This window comes from Curtobacterium sp. B18, from assembly GCF_000333375.1.
Classification (GTDB): domain Bacteria; phylum Actinomycetota; class Actinomycetes; order Actinomycetales; family Microbacteriaceae; genus Curtobacterium.
This window is the reverse complement of the sequence record NZ_BACZ01000058.1, coordinates 1-19,996: the sequence shown is the minus strand read 5'-3', so window position 1 is coordinate 19,996 and position 19,996 is coordinate 1. Positions and strand designations below refer to the sequence as shown.

13 protein-coding genes and 3 pseudogenes are annotated in these 19,996 nt (G+C 72.9%); 7 read left to right on the top strand and 9 right to left on the bottom strand.

All coding sequences use genetic code 11. The features are described 5' to 3' along the window. Positions 1 to 294 (bottom strand): annotated as a pseudogene (locus I5E_RS01595) (exonuclease sbcCD subunit D); the annotation flags it as partial. Positions 295 to 353: 59 nt separating this feature from the next. On the opposite strand from I5E_RS01595, the pseudogene I5E_RS23150 reads away from it, so the two are divergent. Continuing rightward, positions 354 to 1,592, top strand: a pseudogene (locus tag I5E_RS23150) (chloride channel protein); the annotation flags it as partial. A gap of 88 nt (positions 1,593 to 1,680) precedes the next feature. Here the strand turns inward: I5E_RS23150 and I5E_RS26165 are convergent. The 4 genes from I5E_RS26165 to I5E_RS01570 are packed head-to-tail and all read right to left on the bottom strand — an operon-like array spanning position 1,681 to position 4,516. Beyond that, positions 1,681 to 2,655 carry a zinc-binding dehydrogenase gene (locus tag I5E_RS26165; RefSeq protein ID WP_031261026.1) on the bottom strand — a complete coding sequence of 325 codons (975 nt, stop codon included), beginning with the start codon at positions 2,653 to 2,655 and terminating at the stop codon, positions 1,681 to 1,683. Between the two features lie 24 nt (positions 2,656 to 2,679). Further along, positions 2,680 to 3,102 (bottom strand): organic hydroperoxide resistance protein, encoded by a 423-nt coding sequence (locus I5E_RS01580; RefSeq protein ID WP_022905450.1) that lies wholly within the window; start codon positions 3,100 to 3,102, stop codon positions 2,680 to 2,682. Positions 3,103 to 3,124: 22 nt separating this feature from the next. After that, a complete protein-coding gene (locus I5E_RS01575; protein ID WP_022905449.1) occupies positions 3,125 to 3,580 on the bottom strand; it encodes a MarR family winged helix-turn-helix transcriptional regulator in 456 nt (151 codons plus the stop codon). Between the two features lie 21 nt (positions 3,581 to 3,601). After that, positions 3,602 to 4,516 carry an EamA family transporter gene (locus tag I5E_RS01570; RefSeq protein ID WP_042723472.1) on the bottom strand — a complete coding sequence of 305 codons (915 nt, stop codon included), beginning with the start codon at positions 4,514 to 4,516 and terminating at the stop codon, positions 3,602 to 3,604. A 41-nt stretch (positions 4,517 to 4,557) separates the two neighbouring features. Here I5E_RS01570 and I5E_RS01565 point away from each other — a divergent pair, with 41 nt between their 5' ends. Beyond that, a complete protein-coding gene (locus I5E_RS01565; RefSeq protein ID WP_022905447.1) occupies positions 4,558 to 5,031 on the top strand; it encodes a MarR family winged helix-turn-helix transcriptional regulator in 474 nt (157 codons plus the stop codon). A gap of 82 nt (positions 5,032 to 5,113) precedes the next feature. On the opposite strand, the gene I5E_RS01560 is transcribed toward I5E_RS01565, so the two are convergent. After that, positions 5,114 to 6,742, bottom strand: coding sequence for a DHA2 family efflux MFS transporter permease subunit (locus I5E_RS01560; protein WP_022905446.1), 1,629 nt, complete (start codon positions 6,740 to 6,742; stop codon positions 5,114 to 5,116). 140 nt (positions 6,743 to 6,882) lie between these two features. On the opposite strand from I5E_RS01560, the gene mvk reads away from it, so the two are divergent. The 5 genes and pseudogenes from mvk to I5E_RS01535 all read left to right on the top strand — a co-directional run bounded on the left by mvk (position 6,883) and on the right by I5E_RS01535 (position 12,180). After that, positions 6,883 to 7,872 (top strand): mevalonate kinase, encoded by a 990-nt coding sequence (mvk, locus tag I5E_RS01555; RefSeq protein ID WP_022905445.1) that lies wholly within the window; start codon positions 6,883 to 6,885, stop codon positions 7,870 to 7,872. Continuing rightward, the gene (gene mvaD / locus I5E_RS01550; RefSeq protein WP_022905444.1) at positions 7,872 to 8,891 is read left to right on the top strand and encodes a diphosphomevalonate decarboxylase; all 1,020 of its coding nucleotides are present in this window, start codon (positions 7,872 to 7,874) and stop codon (positions 8,889 to 8,891) included. The genes mvk and mvaD overlap by 1 nt, the downstream gene beginning before the upstream one ends. Beyond that, entirely contained in the window at positions 8,888 to 9,970 is a 1,083-nt protein-coding gene (locus I5E_RS01545; protein WP_022905443.1) for a phosphomevalonate kinase, read from the top strand. Before mvaD ends, I5E_RS01545 begins: the two co-directional genes overlap by 4 nt. Beyond that, a pseudogene (locus I5E_RS20900) lies at positions 9,963 to 11,026 on the top strand (hydroxymethylglutaryl-CoA reductase). Before I5E_RS01545 ends, I5E_RS20900 begins: the two are co-directional and overlap by 8 nt. After that, on the top strand, positions 11,023 to 12,180 hold the full coding sequence (locus I5E_RS01535) for a hydroxymethylglutaryl-CoA synthase (RefSeq protein WP_031261022.1): 1,158 nt from the start codon (positions 11,023 to 11,025) through the stop codon (positions 12,178 to 12,180). Before I5E_RS20900 ends, I5E_RS01535 begins: the two are co-directional and overlap by 4 nt. 112 nt (positions 12,181 to 12,292) lie before the next feature. Here the strand turns inward: I5E_RS01535 and I5E_RS01530 are convergent, their stop codons facing one another. The 3 genes from I5E_RS01530 to I5E_RS01520 all read right to left on the bottom strand — a co-directional run. Beyond that, positions 12,293 to 13,279: an SRPBCC family protein gene (locus I5E_RS01530; RefSeq protein ID WP_022905441.1), complete on the bottom strand. Its 987-nt coding sequence runs from the start codon at positions 13,277 to 13,279 to the stop codon at positions 12,293 to 12,295. Between the two features lie 338 nt (positions 13,280 to 13,617). Next, positions 13,618 to 15,405, bottom strand: a complete 1,788-nt coding sequence (locus I5E_RS01525; RefSeq protein ID WP_022905440.1) for a sulfite reductase subunit alpha — start codon at positions 15,403 to 15,405, stop codon at positions 13,618 to 13,620. Continuing rightward, a partial coding sequence (locus tag I5E_RS01520; RefSeq protein WP_022905439.1) for a glutamate synthase-related protein occupies positions 15,402 to 19,996 on the bottom strand: 4,595 nt, incomplete at its 5' end. The genes I5E_RS01525 and I5E_RS01520, both read right to left, overlap by 4 nt.

Sequence of the window (19,996 nt, the reverse complement as noted above, 5' to 3'; positions counted from 1 at the left end):
ACCACGGCCTGTGGGAGCGGGCGAACGTTTCTCGGGGCCCGCGGCGAGGGCGTACCGCGTCAGGTCGGGGTGCAGGTAGGGGATGCCGTAGACGGCGACGGGACCGTGAGCGTCGTCGACGAGGACGGGCGTGGCGATGCCGGCGGGTTCGGCGAGGATCCGGACCCGCGCGTCCATCACACCGGCGCCGAAGCCGAGCCGGGCGGCGGAGTCGTGGTGCCCCGGCGTGACCACGACCGTGGTGGTCTCGGCCAGCCGTTCGAGCACCCGTGACAGCATCCGGACGGCGTCGACCGGCGGGACGGCACGGTCGTAGACGTCCCCGGCGACGACGACGAGGTCGACGGGCCCGGATGCCGGAAGTGCGCCTGAAGACCCTCGTCGCGTGCGGCGCGGCCGGCGGGATCTCGGCGACCTTCAACGCCCCCGTCGCCGGCATCTTCTTCGCGCTCGAACTGCTGCTGCGGGACTTCACCCCGACCTCGTTCGGCGCGGTCGCGATCGCGAGCGTCACCGCGGCGCTCGTCGGCCGCGCCGTCTTCGGCGACGCGGCCTTCCTGCACCTGCCGTCCATCGGGTCGATCACGCCGCCCGAGTACCTGCTCTTCGCGCTGCTCGGGCTGCTCGCCGGGGCGATCGGCATCGGCTTCACCCGCGTGCTGTACCTCGTCGAGGACGCCTGCGACGTCCTGTGGCGCGCGACGCGGGGGCCGGAGTGGCTCCGCCCGGTCGTCGGCGGGCTGCTGCTCGGAGGCGTGCTGCTGGTCCTGCCGCAGCTGTACGGCGTGGGGTACCCGGTGCTCGAACGCGGGGTCGCCGGGCAGTACGCGCTCGGCTTCCTCGCCGTGCTCGTGGTCGGCAAGGTGGTCGCCACGTCGCTCACGCTCGGCATCGGCGGATCCGGCGGGGTGTTCGCGCCCTCGCTCTTCATCGGCGCCATGACCGGCGCGGCCTTCGGCGAGGTCGTCGCGGCGATCGACCCGTCGATGCAGGAGCAGGTGGGCACCTTCGCCGTCGTCGGGATGGGCGCGGTCTTCGCCGGGTCGACGCGTGCGCCGATCACGGCGGGGATCATGCTGTTCGAGCTGACCGGTGCGTACGAACTCGTGCTGCCGCTGGTCGTCGCGGTCGTGATCGCCGGGGCGGTGTCGAAGGTGCTCTCGCGGGACACGATCTACACGCTGAAGCTCAGTCGCCGCGGTGTCGACCTGACCGACGCCGCGGTCCGGTCCCCGGAGCCATCGACGGCGGGTGGTGCGGCGCGGCCGCTCGGACCGGTGCTCGACACCGGGGCGACTGCCGGGCAGGCGCTCGAGACGATCGAGGGGGCCGGGGGTGGTCCGGTGGTCGTGGTCGACGGGGCCGGGCGCCTGGCCGGGGTCGTCACGGCGCGGTCCGTCGGGGACGCCGTGCTCGGGGACACCGCGTTCGCCGAGCGGCCCGTCACGGACGTGGTCGCCGACGTGGCCGCGGTGTCGGCGACGGCCCCGCTCGACGAGGTCGTCCGGGAGGTCGTCGATGCCGCCGACCCCGCGGGCCTGCCGGTCGTCGACGAGGACGGACGGCCCGTCGGGTGGTTGGGACAGGCAGACGCGTTGCGGCGCNCGCATCCCGCGCCCNCCNGNCCGCACNCNGACCCNNCCNNTCNCCNNGCGCCTCCCGTCCGCCTGGTCGTCGCCGTTACGGGCGCAGCAGCACCTTGCCGACGCGGCCGGCGGTGTCGCTGGCGCGCGCCGCGGCGCGGGCCTCGTCGAACGGGAAGACCTCGGAGACCGGCAGGGTCAGCGAGCCGTCCAGCACGCGCGAGATGAGCTCGCCGAAGAGCTGCTGCTTGAGCGGCGCGTCCATCGTCCTGCTGACGACGGCGCCCCAGAAGCCCTTGACCGTGAGCTGGCCGAAGATGACCTTGCCCGACGGGATCTCGAGGGTGGGGGAGGCCATCGCGCCGAAGACGACGAGGGTGCCGTTCTCGCCCATCACCGAGGCGATGTCACCGGCGGCCTTGCCGCCGACGGACTCGACGCCGGCGACGATCGGGGCGCCGCCCGTGATCGCGCGGACCTGGTCCTGCCAGTCGTCCGCGTCGGTGGCGACGATGCGGTCGATGCCCTGCTCGCGGAGTTCCTCGACGCCGGCGGCGCGACGGACGAGCCCGATGACGTTGATGCCCCGGGCCTTGCCGAGCTGGGCGACCATGCGGCCGACCGCGCCGTTGGCGGCGTTCTGGATGAGCCAGTCGCCCTCGTGCAGGTCGAGCGAGTGCAGCAGGCTGATGGCGCTGAACGGCATCGAGACGAGCTGCGCGGCGTCCTCGTCGGTCATCGCGTCCGGCACCGGGACGAGCCCGGCGGCGTTCGCGACGTAGTACTCGGCCCAGACGCCGAAGGTGCCGCCGGCGACGCGCTGGCCGACGGTGAGGTTCGTGACGCCCTCGCCGAGGGCCTCGACGACGCCGAGCGCCTCGGTGCCGGAGGCCGCGGGCAGCTCGGGCTTGAAGCCGTACGTGCCGCGGATGGTCCACAGGTCGTGGTTGTGGATCGGGGAGAGGACGGTGCGGACGAGGACCTCGCCCGCGCCGGGGGTGGGGACCGGGCGGTCCTCGGCGGTCAGCACGTCGGCGGGCTCGCCGAACTCGTGGTGGACGACGGCACGCATGGTGGTGGGGGCGGTGCTCATGGACTAGTCCTCCGAGACGGTGATGGTGACGTCGATGTTGCCGCGGGTCGCGTTCGAGTACGGGCAGACCTGGTGCGCGGCGTCCGCGAGGGCCTGGGCCTGGTCGTGCTCGAGCCCGGGCAGGACGACCTCGAGCAGCACGGCCAGCTGGTAGCCGCCCTCGCCGTTCGGGCCGATCTGCACGCGGCCGCCGACGGACGAGTCGGCGATCTTCACCTTCTGGCTGCGGGCGACGCCCTGCAGTGCGGAGTGGAAGCACGCGGCGTACCCGGCGGCGAAGAGCTGCTCGGGGTTGGTGCCGGCGCCGGAGCCGCCCATCTCCTTGGGGATCGCGAGGTCGAGCGCGAACGAGCCGTCGCTGGTGGCGACGCGGCCGTCGCGACCGGCTCCGGTGGAGAGGGCCTCGGCGGTGTAGAGGGCTTCCATGTGGTTCCTTCCTTCGTGGGGGTCAGTGGTCCGCTGCGGCGCGGTCCGGCGTCGCGGCGGCGTGCATGGTCTCGGTCAGCCGGTGCAGCGTCGCGATGAGTTCCGTCGCGGCGTGTTCGTCGGCCAGGCCCATCCCCGCGGCGATCGTCGACGGGATGTGGGCGAGCTCGCCGCGGATCGTGCGGCCGCGGTCACCGAGTGTGACCGTGACGACGCGTTCGTCGGCACTGCGGCGCTCGCGGCGGACGAGGTCGCCCTGCTCCATGCGACGGAGCAGCGGCGAGAGCGTGCCGGAGTCGAGCTGCAGGTGGTCGCCGAGGCCCGAGACGGTCTGGTCGCCCTCGATCCACAGCGTCACGAGGACGAGGTACTGCGGGTACGTGAGGCCCCATGGCTCGAGCAGGGACCGGTACGCCTGCGTGGTGGCACGGCTCGCCGCGTAGAGGGAGAAGCACACCATCTCGTCGGTCACGGGCATGCCACAAGGATTGCACGCAATTCAGTTGTGCACAACCTTATCGCGGACACCTGTCTTCGATCTGGCCGGGTCGCGCGCCGGTCGACCTCCCAGCATCACCGCTGTCCCGACCGCCGCGAGGACGACGGCGACGCCGACGACCTGCCCGGACGAGAGCGTCTCCCCGGCGACGAGGGTCCCGATCGCGAGCGCGACGACCGGGCTGAGGAGCCCGAGGAACGCCGGCACCCGGGTCGGCAGGGACGCGACGCCACGGAACCAGACGAGGTACGCGAACGCCGTCCCCACGATCGCCAGCCAGGCGTATGCCCCGACGGCACCGAGTGTCACCTCCGAGGTCGGGAGCGGCTCCACCACGGCGGTCAGTGCGGCCAGCAGGAGTCCGCCGGCGAGCAGCTGCCATGAGGTCGTCACGATCGGAGGCTCGGTCGAGGCCCAGCGCTTCGTGAGCACGACGCCGACTGCCATCGACCCCGCGCCGAGCAGGGCGGCGGCGACTCCGGCCGGGTCGAGTGCCGCCTCGGCGCGGAGCGCGACCAGGGCGACGCCGACGAGCCCACCGGTGCCGGCGGCGATCGTCACCGGTGTCAGACGCTCGCCGAGGAACCGGGATGCGAGCAGGGCGACGAGCAGGGGTTGCACGCCGCCGATCACCGCCGCGACGCCTCCGGGCAGTCGATCTGCGGCCACGAAGAGGAACCCGAAGAACGCACCGATGTTCAGGGTACCGAGCACGAGCGACCGCCACCACCACGAGCCGCGCGGCAGGCGCCGGCCGACCGCCAGCAGGACCAGGCCCGCGGGCAGGGCTCGCAGGGTGGCGGTGAGGAGGGGGTGCCCTGGCGGGAGGAACGTCGTCGAGACCGAGTACGTGGTGCCCCAGAGCGCCGGAGCGAGCGCCGTCACGGCGATGAGCGGAAGTCGATTGCTAAGCACTGAGTAAATGTAGCTCAGTGCTGAGCGATTAGGATCGCGGCGTGGACCACGTCGATCGAGTACTCGCGCAGTGGCGTACGGAACGTCCGGACCTCGACTCGAGTCCGATGGCCGTCATCGGGCGCCTGAGTCGGGCGGCGACCGCGGTCGAGGGGGTCCTCGCCGCGACCTTCGCCCGGCACGGGATCGACGCGTCGACCTTCGACGTGCTCGCCTCCCTCGCCCGGCAGGGTGCCCCGTACCGGCTGACGCCCGTCGAGCTCGCGACGCAGGCGATGGTGACCTCCAGCGCCGTGGCGCAGCGGCTGAACCGCCTGGAGTCGCTCGGGTACGTGCGGCGGACTGCGAACCCCTCGGACGGCCGGGGCAAGATCGTCGAGCTCACCGCCCGGGGCAAGGAGCTGCTCGACCGGGTGCTGCCGGACCACCTCGCGACCGAGCGGCGTCTGCTCGAGCGCTTCACGCCGGACGAGCGCGAGGCGCTCGCGGGCCTGCTCGAGCGCCTGGCCGTCTGATCCGGACGGCTCGCCGCGCAGGCGGTGCCGCGGACCGCGGACCGGGAGGCGCGGTGCGGGGCCGACCCGCGCCGTGCGTCCGTCAGTCGGGCACGTCGGTGCGCTGACGGGTCGGCTCGGCCGCACCGTCCTCGACGTCCTCGGGGCGGCTGCGCAGCCGCAGTGTCGCCGCGAGGCCGAGCACGAGGAAGCCCGCGGCGGACCAGGCCGCGGCGCGCGTGCCGTCGCTGAACGCCTCGGCCGCCGCGGCTCCGGCGGTCGGGCTCTGCTCGGTGAGGGCGGCGATGGACCCGCCGGACGACGCCACCACGGCGTCGGCGATCTGCGCGGCCGTGGCCGCGGGGGTGCCGGCGTCCTCGAGGCGGTGCTGGAGCAGGGTCCCGGTCGAGGTGAACAAGACCGTGCCGAGCACCGCGATGCCGAGCGCCGAGCCGATCTGGCGCGCGGTGCTCTGGGCGCCGGAGGCCTCGCCGCTCCGCTCGACCGGGACGTCGCGCAGCACGACGCCGGTCAGCTGCGCGGTCGCCAGCCCGACGCCGAACCCGTAGACGAACAGGCACGGCACGATCGCCCACCACGGCGTCGACGAGGTCACGACGAAGCCGATCGCCGCGACGCCCACGATCTCGGCGGCGATGCCGATGCGCACGATCCTGAGTGCGCCGATCCGCTGGCCGGCTGTCGCGGCGAACCCGCTCGCGACGAACGACCCGATCGCGAGGGCGAGCAGCACGAACCCGGTCTGCAGGGCGGAGTACCCGAGCACGTTCTGCAGCCAGATGGGCAGGGAGAGGATGATGCCGAACTCGCCGAGCGACACGATGAGCGCCGCGATCGACCCGTTCCGGAACGACCCGATCGTGAAGAGGTCGAGCGCGATGAGCGTGGAGCGGCCCGCGCGCTGCCGCCGCCGGGTCCAGAGCACGAAGGCCACGCCCGCGACGACGCAGACGAGGAACGCGTACGGGATCGGCGACAGCGGTCCGGGCCAGGTCCAGTCGCCGACGGTGAACCGGGTGGCGTTCGTCCACCAGCCGTACGTCCGTCCCTCGATGAGGCCGAACACGAGCGCGGCGCTCGTCACGACGCTGAGCACCGCGCCGACGACGTCGATCCGGCCGGCGTGCACGGTGTCGCGGGACTCGCGCACGGTCAGGTACGCGCCGATGACGATCGCGACGCCGAGCGGGATGTTGATGCCGAACGCCCACCGCCACGAGAAGTCCGTCGTCAGCCAGCCGCCGAGCAGCGGGCCCACGGCGACCATGCCGCCGATCGTCGAGCCCCAGACCGCGAAGGCGATCCCGCGCTCGCGCCCGGTGAAGGTCGCGTTGACGAGGGACAGGGTCGTCGGCAGGACCATCGCGCCGCCGACGCCCTGCGCGATGCGGGCGAGGACGAGCAGGTCGCCCGTCGGGGCCAGTGCGGCGAGGACCGACGCGAGCGCGAAGACGGAGACGCCGACGACCAGCAGGCGCCGTCGGCCGAACCGGTCGGCGAGGGAGCCGAACACGAGCAGGAGCGCCGCGAAGACCAGGGTGTAGCTCTCCTGCACCCACTGCACCGCCGTCGACCCGATGTCGAGGTCGCGGACGATGCTCGGGATCGCGACGTTCACGATCGTCGAGTCGACGATGATGAGCGAGACGGCGATGCTGATGACGACGAGTCCGGCCCAGCGTCGACGGTCGGGGGTGTGGTGGGTGCTCACGTGGCGGCTCCTCGGGTAGTCAGCATGCTGACGATCACCGTACGCCCCGAACGCGGACCTCGTGCAGCGCGCGCACGGGCGGGGTACGGACACCGTCGAGCGCGCCCCTGGCCGGGACGGTTAGGCTGACGTGACCCACGATGACCACCAACGACCTCGACAACTCAGCGACCACTGGAGCCGGCCCCACCCGCCGCACCGGTAGGGCGTCGTCCCACGGCAAGACGATCCTGATCGGGGAGCACGCCGTGGTCTACGGCGCACCCGCGCTCGTGCTGCCGGTCCTCGACGCCGTGGTCGTCGCGACGGTCACACCGACCGACGGCGCCGAGGGGCACCACCTCGAGTCCGCCGTGCACACCGGACCGCTCGACCTCGCCCCGGCCGCCGTGATGCCCACCGTGACCGCCGTCACCGCGACGCTCCGCCACTTCGGCGCGACGGACCGCCGGTTCCACGTGCGTGTCGACAGCGCGGTCCCCACCGCCCGGGGCATGGGCTCGAGCGCGGCGGTGGCGGCGGCGGTGACCGCGGCCGTCGCGGACGCCCTCGGCGAGCCCCTCGACGCCGAGACGCACCACGACCTCATCCAGGAGTGCGAGCGCGTCGCCCACGGTCGACCGTCCGGCCTCGACGCCCGCGGGGTCGTCGCGGACGCGCCCGTCTGGTTCGAGGGCGGCCGCATCGGACCGGTCGAGCTCGGCGCGCGGTTCGCCTTCGTCGTCGCCGACACCGGCGTGCCCGGTCACACGCGCGAGGCGGTCGCGGCCGTCCGTGCCCGCCACGACGCCGACCCGGACGCCACCGACGCCGTCGTGGACCGCATCGGTGCGCTCGCCCGACGCGCGCGGGCGGCACTCGTGGACGGCGACGCACAGGCGCTCGGTGCCACGATGGACGCCGCGCACGGGCTGCTCGGCGACCTCGACGTGTCGAGCGACGACCTCGACCGGCTCGTCGGCGCCGCACGTGCGGCCGACGCCCTCGGCGCGAAGCTCACGGGCGGTGGCCGCGGCGGGTGCGTGATCGCCCTCGCCACGGACGACGACCACGCGGACCGCATCGCGGCCGCACTGCGCGGCGCAGGTGCCGCAGCCACCTGGACCACCACGATCGGAGACCGCGCCTGATGACCGCCACCGCCGTCGCGCACCCCAACATCGCCCTCGTCAAGTACTGGGGCAAGGCGGACGCCGCCCTCGCCCTGCCGGCCACGGGCAGCGTCTCGATGGGGCTCGACGTGTTCCCGACGACGACGTCGGTCACCGTCGGGGACACCGCGGACGACACCCTGACCCTCAACGGTGCCCTCACGACCGACGGGGCGCTCGTCCGGGTCACGCAGTTCCTCGACCTCGTGCGCGAGCTCGCCGGGTCCTCCGCGCGCGCGTCCGTCGTCTCCGAGAACACCGTCCCGACCGGTGCGGGCCTCGCCTCGAGCGCCTCGGGGTTCGCCGCGCTCGCCACCGCCGCCGCCGCGGCCTACGGGCTCGACCTGTCGCCGCGCGACCTGTCCCGGCTCGCCCGTCGCGGCTCCGGCTCGGCCACCCGGTCGATCCCCGGCGGGGTCGCGGTGTGGCACGCCGGCGACGACCAGGGCTCCTACGCCGAACCGATCCCCGCGCCGCCGATGGCCATGGTCGTCGTGACGATCGACGCCGGCCCGAAACCGATCGGCTCCCGCGAGGCCATGCGACGCACCATCGCGACGTCGCCGTTCTACCCGGCCTGGGTCACCTCGACCACCGAGACCGTCGGTGACGTGCTCACCGCCTGCGCCGCCGGTGACTTCACCCGCATCGGCGAGCTGACCGAGAGCAACGCGCTCCGCATGCACGCCACGATCGAGGGCGCCTTCCCGCCCATCCGGTACCTGAACGCCCGCAGCGTCGCCGTGTTCGACGCCGTGGGCGAACTGCGCGCCGCCGGACTCGAGGCGTACGCCACCGCCGACGCCGGCCCGAACGTCGTCGTGCTCTGCAAGCCGGAGGACCGCTCGGCCGTCGCCACGGCGCTGGCGTCGTTCGGCGACGTCATCGAGTCCGGTACCGGACCAGGCGCGTACCTGGTCGGCTCCGAAGGAACGGGGACCGAGGACCCGGCGGCACACGCACCGGGCGTGGTCCGACCAGAGGAGTCCGCCGAGTGATCGAGTTCCGTGCCCACGGCAAGCTGTTCGTCGCGGGGGAGTACGCCGTCGTCGAGCCGGGGCAGCCGTCCGTCATCATCGCCCTCGACCGCGCCATCACCGCGCGGGTGAGCGAGGGGCACGGTGCCGGCAGCGTGCACTCCGAGGAGTACGGACACCTCCCGCTCACGTGGACCCGCGCCGAGGACGGCATCGCGCTCGACACCGAGCACCACCCCTACGACTACGTGATGGCGACGATCGACCTCGTCGAGAAGCTCCGAGCCGAGCAGGGCATCGCACCGCGCTTCCACGACCTCCGCATCCACAGCCAGCTCGACGACGCGAGCGGCCGGAAGTTCGGGCTCGGGTCCTCCGCTGCCGTGACCGTCGCGACGGTGGGGGCGCTCGACCGCTTCTACGGGCTGGGGCTCTCGCAGCGGAAGCGGTTCCAGGTCGCCCTGCTCGCCACGATCCGGGTCAACCCGCGGGCATCGGGCGGCGACCTCGCGGCGAGCACGTTCGGCGGCTGGCTGCGCTACAGCGCGCCCGACCGTGAGCGGCTCGCGGCCCAGCTCGACACCCGCTCCGTGACCGAGATCCTCGGCGACCAGGACGCGTGGGAGGGCTTCGACGTCCAGCGCCTGCCCGCCCCCGAGAACTTCGAGCTGCTCGTGGGCTGGACCGGTTCACCGGCGTCGACCACGAAGCTCGTCGGCGTCGTGCGTCGGCACCGGAACGGCGGCTACCAGGCCTTCCTCGACGAGAGCCGCGCCTGCGTCGACGACCTCACCGCGGGCCTGCAGACCGGCGACGCCGAGCGGGCCCTCGGTGCGCTCCGTCGCGCTCGCGGCCTGCTCCAGCGCCTCGGCACGTCGGTCGGCTCGCAGATCGAGACCGAGCGACTCGCGACCCTGTGCGACGTCGTCGAAGCGGCGGGCGGGGCGGCCAAGCCGTCCGGTGCCGGCGGCGGCGACTGCGGCATCGCCCTCGTCCCGGCGGACACCGACCTCGCCGGCATCCACCGCGCCTGGGAGGCGCACGACATCAGACACCTCAGCGTCGCGGTGCAAGCGCCCGAAGGGAGCGTCGATGACTGACCTGCTGACCCCGATCCCCACGAAGTGGGTGGGGCCGATCCGCATCAGCGGCAACGCGGTGGAGGGCGAGCACGAGGTGCCGCTCGCCACGTACGAGTCGCCGCTCTGGCCGTCCGTCGGCCGCGGTGCCCGCATCTCGCGCATGGTCGAGGGCGGCATCGTCGCGACCGTCGTCGACGAGCGCATGACGCGCTCGGTCGTCGTCCGTGCCGACAGCGCCGGCGCCGCGCACCTGGCGACGGGGCGCATCTTCGCGCGGCAGGACGAGCTCGAGCAGATCGTCGCCGGGCAGAGCCGCTCGCGAAGCTCATCGAGGTGCACCCGGAGATCGTCGGGGACCTGCTGTTCCTGCGCTTCGCGTTCACCACGGGCGACGCCTCCGGGCACAACATGGTCACGCAGGCGGCGGACAAGCTCCTGCCGGCGATCCTCGCGTGGGAGCCGGGCCTGCGGTACGTCAGCGTCTCGGGCAACTTCTGCACCGACAAGAAGGCCACGGCGGTGAACGGGCTCCGCGGACGCGGCCGGAACACCGTCGCCGAGATCGTCATCCCGGGCGAGGTCGTCGAGAAGCGCCTGCGGTCGAGCGCCGCCCGGATCGCCGAGCTGAACGTCGCGAAGAACCTGGTCGGGTCGACCATCGCCGGGGCCATCCGCTCCGCGAACGCCCACTACGCGAACATGCTCCTCGGGTTCTACCTCGCCACCGGACAGGACGCCGCGAACATCGTCGAGGGCTCCCAGGGCATCACGAGCGCCGAGGACCGCGACGGCGACCTGTACTTCGCGACCTCGCTCCCGCACCTCATCGTCGGCACGGTCGGCAACGGCAAGGGCGGTGACCTGCCCGTCGTCGAGGACGCCCTCGCGCGTCTCGGCTGCCGCGAGGACCGCGAGCCCGGCGCGAACGCCCGCCGTCTCGCCGCGCTGTGCGCCGCGACCGTCCTGTGCGGGGAGCTCTCCCTGCTCGCCGCGCAGACCAACCCGGGCGAGCTGATGGCCGCCCACGTCGCCATGGAACGCCGTGGCGCCAAGCCTGCCGGAGGTGCAGCATGACCCGCATCGGCATCCACGACCTCGCCGTCGCGACCGGGCACCACGTCCTCGAGCTCGACGACCTCGCCGAGCGCCTCGGCGTCGACCCGGCGAAGTACCACGTCGGCATCGGGCAGGACGCGTTCAGCGTGCCCGCGCCGGACGAGGACATCGTCACGATGGGCGCCGCCGCGGCGAAGGAGATCATCGACCGACACGGTGCCGAGGGCATCCGCACGGTGCTGTTCGCGACCGAGTCCGGCGTCGACCAGTCCAAGGCCGCCGGGGTGTTCGTGCACGGACTGCTCGGGCTGCCGCAGAACGTCCGCGTCGTCGAGCTGAAGCAGGCCTGCTACGGCGGGACCGCGGCCGTGCAGCTCGCCCTCGGGATCGTCGCGCGGGCTCCGCGGGAGCGCGTGCTGGTCATCGCCGCCGACGTCGCCCGGTACGACGTCGACACGGCCGCCGAGCCGACGCAGGGTGCCGGCGCCGCCGCGATGCTGATCGCCGCCGACCCCGACCTCATCGAGATCGAGCCGGCCGCCGGCGTCTTCACCGCCGACGTCGACGACTTCTGGCGGCCGAACGACCGCTCCACCGCACTCGTCGACGGCCGCCTGTCCGTGAGCGCCTACGTCGACGCGTTCGTCGGGGCGTGGGACGACCTCGCGGCGCAGGGCGGCCCGGCGTACGAGGACATCGTGCGCTTCGTCCACCACCAGCCGTTCACGAAGATGGCGCTCAAGGCGCACCGGAAGCTCACGCAGCACGTCGGGGTGCCCTTCGACGAGTCCGAGCTCGCCCTCGGCTTCACGTACAACAAGCAGACCGGCAACACCTACACGGCGTCGCTCTGGATCGGGCTCGCGGCCCTGCTCGACCTCGACGACGACCTCGCGGGGGAGCGCATCGGGCTGTTCAGCTACGGATCCGGCAGTGTCGGCGAGCTCATCACCGGCATCGTCCAGCCGGCGTACCGCGAGCACCGCCGCGAGGGGCGGGTCCGCGAGCTCCTCGCCGCACGGGTCCCGCTCTCGGTCGACGCCTACCGCGAGCTGCACGCCGCGGGTGCCGCGACGAGCGAGGACGTCGAGCGTCCGCGGGTCACGGCTGCGCCGTACCGCTTCGCCGGGGTGCGCGGCGGCGCACGCCGCTACGAGGCGACGCAGCGCTGAGGCGACGCAGCGCTGAGGCGACGCAGCGCTGAGGCGACGCAGCGCTGACGCGACCGCCTGACGGACGGGAGGCGCGGTGCCCGCTGGCACCGTCCCTCCCGTCCCGCACGACTCACGCCGCTGCGGACAGGACCTCGCGTTCCAGACGCTGGTAGCTCGTCTCCATGCCGTCCGTCATGCCGGTCGCGAGGATCATGTCCCGCTGCTCGCGGTCGGGGTAGGTGATGCGGAGCGTCATGAGCGTGACGCCGTCGGCCTCGTCGAACTGCAGGTCGTTGACGTTGGCCGGGAACGGCGCACCGGTCATCCGTTCGGTCGTGACCATGCGGCGTTCCGGCTCGATGACGAGGTGCTCGCCCTCGAACCCGAACGCCTCGCCCTCGGTGTCCCCGACGGGCGCCCAGGCCTGCCGGAACGATCCGCCGACGACCAGGTCGTCCTCGCACACCGTCATCTCCCACCCGTCCGGGCCGAGCAGCCAGCGCCGCATCAGCTCCGGCTCCGTGTACGCACGCCAGAGCAGGTGCCGCGGCGCCCGGAACGCGCGGGTGATGGCCACGTGGGTGTCGTCCACGATCTCGGTGACCGTGCCCCGGCCGAGGGCGTACTCGCGGAGGTCGGCCAGCACCGTGTCGAGCTGACCGAACGCCTGCTCGTAGCCGTCGAGCATGCCCATCTCGAGCATGGCGTCGAGGTCGGCGGCGGACGCGAACGACGTCAGCACCGTCACCCGTGACCCGCTTCCGACGGCCTCGAACGACAGCACGGTCTCGCTCGCGGGCAGCGCGTCGTCGACCGTGCCCTCAGCGTCGGAGAACAGGTCGCGGAAGGCGATCCGGCGGGGTTCGTCGACCTCGGACACCTGCCAGAGTGCGTGGAACCGTTCGCTCTCGGGCGAGGTCATCCGGTAGTGGGCGACGCCGCCGGGGCGCAGGTCGAACGACGTGAACGTTGCGGGGAACCCGGGCGGGCCCCAGAAGCGTTCGAGCTGCCGGGGATCCGCGAACGCTGCCCAGAGGCGTTCGACGGGGACGGGGAACTCGGCCACGAGGGTCACGGTGAGCTCCTCGGGGTCGGTGTGGACGGACGTGGTCGGCATCAGTGGCTCCCGTCGGTTCGGTGACTGCGACGCGCGCAGCCGTCCGTTCGGGACCACGCTAGACCGGTCTCCGCCCGAGCACGAGGAACCGAGGGTCGCGCACATCCCCGCTCGTGGGTACGGTGGGCGTACCGCGCGAGCGATCGACTCCGGCCCAGGGATCCGATGACGGCAGCACGCGCGGGAAGAGGGGGAACCACGCGTCGTGCGAGGAGTCCCGGATCAGGGGTCTCCCGGCCCACAGCGCCCCCTCTCCGTCGCCCTGGTCGTGGATTCGGGTTCCGCACCGGGGCGACGGACGGGGCGCCCGGTCGTGTGCCGGGCGCCGCCCTCGCCGCTCAGTAGACGTCGCGGACGTACCGCTTGCCGCGGCGCATGTCGGCGAGGTACGCCTGCGCGTCGTCCTCGCCCCGACCCCGCTGGCTGGCGATGACCGTCAGGAGCGCCCGCTCGACGTCCTTCGCCATGCGTGAGGCGTCGCCGCACACGTAGAAGTGGCCGCCGTCCTCGAGCCAGGCGTACAGCTCCGGGGCGTGCTCGAGCATCCGGGTCTGCACGTAGACCTTCTCGGCCTGGTCGCGCGAGAACGCCAGGTCGAGTCGGTCCAGCACGCCCTGCTGCTGCAGCTCGGTGAGCTCGTCCTCGTAGACGAAGTCGGTGTCGCGGTGCTGGTCCCCGAAGAAGAGCCAGTTCCGCCCGGTCGCCCCGGAGACGGCGCGCTCGTGCAGGAACCCGCGGAACGGCGCGATGCCGGTGCCCGGTCCGACCATGATCATCGGTGCGCTGTCGTCCGCCGGCACGCCGAACGACGCGTTCGGCTGCAGGTAGACGTCGACCGTGCCGTCCGGGTCGACCCGGTCCGCCAGGAAGGTCGAGGCGACGCCGGCGTACATGCGGTGCGGGTCGCCGTAGCGGACGGACGCGATCGTCAGGTGGATCCGGTCCGGGTGCGCGAGCGGGCTCGACGAGATCGAGTACTGCCGTGCCTGCAGCGGCCGGAGGTTCGGCAGCAGTTCGTCGAGTCCCGGCGCCGCCGGTCCCGCGTCGCGGAGCAGGTCGAGCACGTCGCGACCCCACAGCCAGCGGTCGAGCTCGTGCTTGTCGCCGTGGGAGACGACGGCGGCGAGCTCCGACGACGGGGCGCGCTGCACGAGGTCCGCGATGAGGTCCTTCGAGGGCGTCCGGATCTCGCGGTCCGTCCGGAGGACCTCGGCGATCGCGCGGCCGTCGAGCGTCTCGGACCCGTTCGCGCCGACCTGCTCGAGCAGCTCGCCGACGAACACCTCGTCGTTCGTCGGCACGACGGCGAGTGCGTCGCCCGCTGCGTACTCGATCCCGGAGTCGCCGAGGTCGAACTCGTAGTGGCGGATCTCCTTCGCGCTGCGCGGCGAGGAGAGCAGCCGGTTCTCGACCAGGGCGGACGGGTACGGGTTGCGCTTGTTCCACCGGGAACCGGGCCGGGAGGCACGGCTCGTGCCCGCCCCGCCGGTCGCGGTCGCCGACGTGGCCGGGTCGCCGGCGGGGCCGGATGCGCTCGGCTGCGCGCCGGCCTCTGCCGCGAGACGGTCGAGCACCGCGGCGGTCCACAGCGCGGCGGGGTCCTCGAAGTCCACGTCGCAGTCGACGCGGTCGTGGATGCGGGTCGCGCCGAGCTGTTCGAAGCGGGTGTCGAGGAGCTTGCCGGCCTGGCAGAACTCGTCGTAGCTCGTGTCGCCGAGCCCGAGGACGGCGTACTGCAGCCCCTCGAGCCGGGGCACGGTGGTCGCCTGGATCGCGTCCCAGAACAGTCCGGCGTTGTCGGGCATCTCGCCCTCGCCGTACGTCGAGGTCACGACGAGCACGTGCGACATCGAGGCCAGCTGCTCCGGCGTGACGGCGTCGAGCGGCGTGGTGCGACCACCGAGGCCACGCGCCTTCGCGCCGGCGACCAGCTCGTCGGCGAGGAACTCCGCGTTGCCGGTCTGCGTGCCGAACAGCACGTCGACCGTCGTCGTCGGGGCACCACCGGCGGCCCGCTTGCCCGCGGCGGCGATCCCGGCGATGAACCCCGCGAGCCAGGACTCCTGCGCCGCGGAGAACGGGGCGTCGACCGGGATCAGCCGCCCGGTGGGAGGGAGGGTGCTCATGCCGACACCACCTCGGTCGGGGCCTGCGGCGCACGGCCGGCGATGTCCTCGAGCGCCGCGTTCGCGAGCAGCTCGTCGAAGCGCGCCGCCCGGACGCGTCCGGCGTTCTTGGCGTTCTGGTGCATGATCCACCCCGTGGTGCCCGGCATGTCCGTGCTGCGGTTGTTCCGCTGCGCGAGCGCACGCTTCGAGTCGTCGAGTCGCTTGACGGCGATGAGGGTCGCGAGCTCGTCGTCCGCGAACCGGTCGAACGTGCTGCGGAGGTACTTCACGACGCGCTGCTTGACCTGGAAGTCCTCGGTCAGGACGAGGTTCTTCACGGCCTCGGTCACGCGCGGGTCGTTCGGGCCGCCGCCCGGGACCCGCTCCTGCGCGACGTCCTGCGCGACCCCGAGCACGGTGTACGAGGACAGCAGCGAGAACATGTCGTCGCCCTGGTCGCCGAGCGCGGGGGCACGGCCGTCGAGCACGGTGCGCCGGTCGCGGTAGTCGACCTTGAACGCACGGAGCTTGTCGGTCGCCACCGAGTTCGCGAGCTCGTCGAGCAGCTCGGGGCGGGTCGCGGCGGCGAGGATCTCGTCGGCGTCCTGGGTGAGCAGGAGCGCCCGCGGCATGCCGACGTACACGTGCTGGCGGGTGGTCTCCCACTCGGCGAGCAGACGCTCGGCCAGCGCCGAGCCCGTCGCCTCGAGGTGCCACTCGAGCAGCAGGCGCGCCGCTGCCTCGTGGAACGCCCCGCGCTCGGTGTCGGTGACCGGGAACACCAGGAGCGAATCGGTGCTCGCACGCTCGGTGACCTCGCCGGACGGGTCGTACTGGTACAGGAACCCGCCGGACATGCCGTTGCCGAGCCCCTTGCCGAAGGCGCCGAGGTTGAACACGGCACCGCCCGTCATGTACTCGCAGCCGAAGTCGCCGACGCCCTCGACGACCGCGGTCGCCCCGGAGTTGCGCACGGCGAACCGGTCGCCGGCCTCGCCCTCGACGAACGTGCGGCCGCCGGTCGCGCCGAACAGCGCGAAGTTGCCGACGAGGACGTTGCCGCCCTGCCCGGTGCTCCCGCCGCCGGGGGCGCGGACGATGATCCGCCCGCCGCTCTGGCTCTTGCCGACACCGTCGTTCGCGGTGCCGGTGTGCTCGAGGTCGATGCCGTCGTTGTTGAACACGCCGTAGGACTGCCCGGCCGAGCCGAGCGTGCGGATCGTGACCGCGCCGTCGACGAGCCGGCGGCGGCCGCGGTCGTCCGTGGTGATGGCCGGGTGCCCGGACAGGTCGGTGTCGCGGAGCTCGTGGTTGAGCAGGCGCTCCACGTCGATGCCGAGCTGACCGCCGACGGACTTGTCGCTGTTGCCGAGCAGGACGCCGTGCACGAGCACGTGCGCCTGCTCGTGGTCGATCAGGGCCGTGCGGACCCGCTCGAGCAGCGCGTCGTCGGTGTGGAAGTCCTTCTCGAGGTACTCCGGGTCGGTCACGACCTTCTCCGGGACCTGCGCGAGCAGGTTCCGGACGTCGAGGCGCCCGACCGACGCCGGGTGGTCGAGGAGCTGCAGCAGGTCGGTGCGGCCCCGGGCCTCGCGCAGGGAGCGCAGACCGAGGCGGGCGAGGATCTGCCGCACGTCGTGCGCGATGTTCAGCAGGTACTGCGCGAGCGCGCGGGGGTCGCCCTCGAACGCCTCGGCGTTCGTGGTGAGGCCCGCCGGGCACTTCACGTTGCAGTTCTTCGCCATCACGCAGCCGAGCATCATCAGCGCGGTGGTGCCGAACTCGAAGCTGTCACCGCCGAGGAGCGCGCTCGTGACGACGTCGCTGCCGGTCTGGTGCGCGCCGGAGCAGCGGAGCGTGACCTTCTGGCGCAGGCCGTTCGCGACGAGGGCCTGGTGGACCTCGGCGACGCCGATCTCCGCCGAGCGGCCGGCGTACTTCAGGCTCGTGACGGCCGCGGCGCCCGTGCCACCGGTGTTCCCGGCGACGTTGATGACGTCGGCACCGGCCTTGGCCACACCGACCGCGATGGTGCCGATGCCCTCGGAGGACACGAGCTTCACGATCACCCGGACGCGGGCGGCCTTGCAGTCGTGGATGAGCTGCGCGAGGTCCTCGATCGAGTACGTGTCGTGGTGCGGGGGCGGCGAGATGAGCTCGACGCCGGGCGTGCCACCACGCGCCGCGGCGATGTCCACCGTGACCTTCGGCGCGGGCAGCTGGCCGCCCTCGCCCGGCTTCGCGCCCTGGCCGATCTTGATCTCGAGCTCCTCGAGCATCGGGTCGGCGAGGTAGCCCGCCCAGATGCCGAACCGTCCGGAGGCGAACTGCTTGATCCGCGAGCCGCGGATCGTGCCGTAGCGGGAGTGGTGCTCGCCGCCCTCGCCGCTGTTCGACATGCCCCCGACCATGTTCGTGCCGTGCGCGACCGCCTCGTGCGCGGTCGCGACGAGCGCGCCGTGGCTCATCGCGCCGGACGCCAGGGTCCGGGTGATCTCGTGCGCCGGCTGGACCTCGTCGAGCGGGACGCTCGCCGGGGCGTGCTCGAACAGGGCGAGCAGCTCGACCGCGGAGCCGGTGGCGCGGAGCGTCACCTGGGCGTCGTCGACGGAGTCGACGTCGACCTGGCCGGGGTGCAGCAGTGCGAGGCCGTCCGCGAGGGCGGCGTGGCGCAGTGCACCCGTGGTCCCCGTCGACGTGAGCTCGAGGCGGAAGCGCGCCGTGCCTCCAGGCAGGTCCTGGTCGTCCGACGGACGCGAGCCGGAGAGCCCGCGCACCGTGACGCTGGCGTTGCCGCTGGTCGAGAAGCGGCCGAGCTCGCGGGCGAAGTCCTCGGCCGTGTCGATGCCGGTCACGTCCGCGGGCAGGGCGAGCACGTCGCGGAGCGCCGCGGGACGGCGCGAGCGCTCGTCGTGCGTGGTCTGCAGGAACGTGACGTAGCCCGGCGTGATCCGGTGCGCGTCGATCTCGGCGTCGCTCAGCCGGTCGTAGCCGGTGTTGCGGTACGCCGTGTCGGTGATGCCGAAGGCGTCGTCGAGCTGCCCGAGGGTGAGCAGCCGAAGGGCCTCGGAGTCGCCGGAGCGCTCGAACGACGGACGCTCCTCGGTCATGCCGCCGAAGCCGCGCACGCTCGCGACACCGAACGAGTGCCCGGCACCGTCCGAACGCTCCTTGAAGAGCCCGAGCATCGGCACCTGGCCCTCGGAGGCGACCGTGCGGGCGCGCTCGTGCCAGTCCGTGGCGGCCTGGGCGATGCGGGCGAATCCGACACCGCCGACGGGGGCCTGCATGTGCGGGAAGACCCGGGCGAGCAGGTCGTCGCGGGTGTCCAGGTAGTTCGGCTCGAAGAACTCGCCGCCGATGTAGCTCTCGGCCGTGCAGAGCCCGACGCGGCCCATCGTCTTCGCGAGGGCCTTCTCCGCCGCCTTCCGGAAGCGCTTGAGCGCGAGGTCGGTCGCGGTCAGCTCACCGGCGGGTGCGGGGGCGGCGGGGTACTTCTCCTCCGCACGGAGGCGTGCGCTGAGGCTGTACACGGCCGCGGCACCGAAGCCGAGGGCCGTCGCCACGTGGTGCGACGACGGGAGCTGACCGGACTCGGCGACCACGGACACCCGCAGCCGCAGCCCGGTCTCGATGAGTCGCTGGTTGACGGCGGCCACGGCGAGGATCACCGGCAGGGCCGCGTGCGTCGATGACACGTTGCGGTCCGTGAGGACGGCGATCCCGCCGGTCCGCTCGGCGAACGCGGTCACGGCCTCGGCGAGCTGCTCGGTCGCGGCACGGACCGCGTCGGCGTTCGCCTGCTCGTCGCCGAGCACCGGTACGTAGAGCATCTCGAAGCGCTCGAGCGGGACGATGTCCTGCTCGCGCAGGCGCACCATGTCGAGGTGCCCGAGGATCGGAGACTGCACCACCAGCTGTCGGCTGGCCGTGCCCGTGCCGTCCGGCTTCGCCCCGAGTGCCACGCGCATCGACATGCCGTCGGCCTCGCGGATCGAGTCGAGCGGCGGGTTCGTGACCTGGGCGAAGCGCTGCGAGAAGTACTTCGCCATGCCGCCCTCGGTGTCGCTGAGCGCGTTGATGGCGTTGCCGTAGCCCATCGCCGAGATCCGCTCCGAGCCGTTCTGCAGCATCGGGTCGAGCATGAACCGGAAGCTCTCCTGGTTCAGCGAGTACGCCACGTAGCGGCCCGCGAGCGACAGGTCGCCCTCGTAGCCGAGGGTGGTCGTCGTGCGCTGGTACTCCGGCGCCGGGACGTCGTCCAGGTTGACGCGCGCCGCGTCGAGCAGGGCGCCGTAGGGCTTCCGTGCCGCGAGCATCTCGAGCACCTCGCGGGTGCGCATGAGCGTGCCGGTGCGGTGGTCGACGACGAGCATGCCGCCGGCCTCGATGCGCCCGCGGTGCACGACCTCGTCCGCGGCGAACTCGACCTGGCCGGCCTCCGACGACACCATCAGGTACTCGGCCGTCTGCACCGAGCGCAGCGGGCGGAGGCCGAGCCGGTCGAGCCGGGCACCGACGACGTCGCCGTCGCTGAAGATCACCGCTGCCGGGCCGTCGTTCTTCTCCTCGTAGAGCGAGAAGTACTCGAGCAGTCCCGACCTCGGGG

Coding starts and splice junctions, on each gene's coding strand:
- I5E_RS26165 (WP_031261026.1), bottom strand. CDS start 2,655: ATGCGTGCCGTCGTCCACCACGAGTTCGGCGAGCCCGCCGACGTGCTG.
- I5E_RS01580 (WP_022905450.1), bottom strand. CDS start 3,102: ATGGAAGCCCTCTACACCGCCGAGGCCCTCTCCACCGGAGCCGGTCGC.
- I5E_RS01575 (WP_022905449.1), bottom strand. CDS start 3,580: ATGCCCGTGACCGACGAGATGGTGTGCTTCTCCCTCTACGCGGCGAGC.
- mvk (WP_022905445.1), top strand. CDS start 6,883: ATGACCACCAACGACCTCGACAACTCAGCGACCACTGGAGCCGGCCCC.
- mvaD (WP_022905444.1), top strand. CDS start 7,872: ATGACCGCCACCGCCGTCGCGCACCCCAACATCGCCCTCGTCAAGTAC.
- I5E_RS01535 (WP_031261022.1), top strand. CDS start 11,023: ATGACCCGCATCGGCATCCACGACCTCGCCGTCGCGACCGGGCACCAC.
- I5E_RS01530 (WP_022905441.1), bottom strand. CDS start 13,279: ATGCCGACCACGTCCGTCCACACCGACCCCGAGGAGCTCACCGTGACC.
- I5E_RS01525 (WP_022905440.1), bottom strand. CDS start 15,405: ATGAGCACCCTCCCTCCCACCGGGCGGCTGATCCCGGTCGACGCCCCG.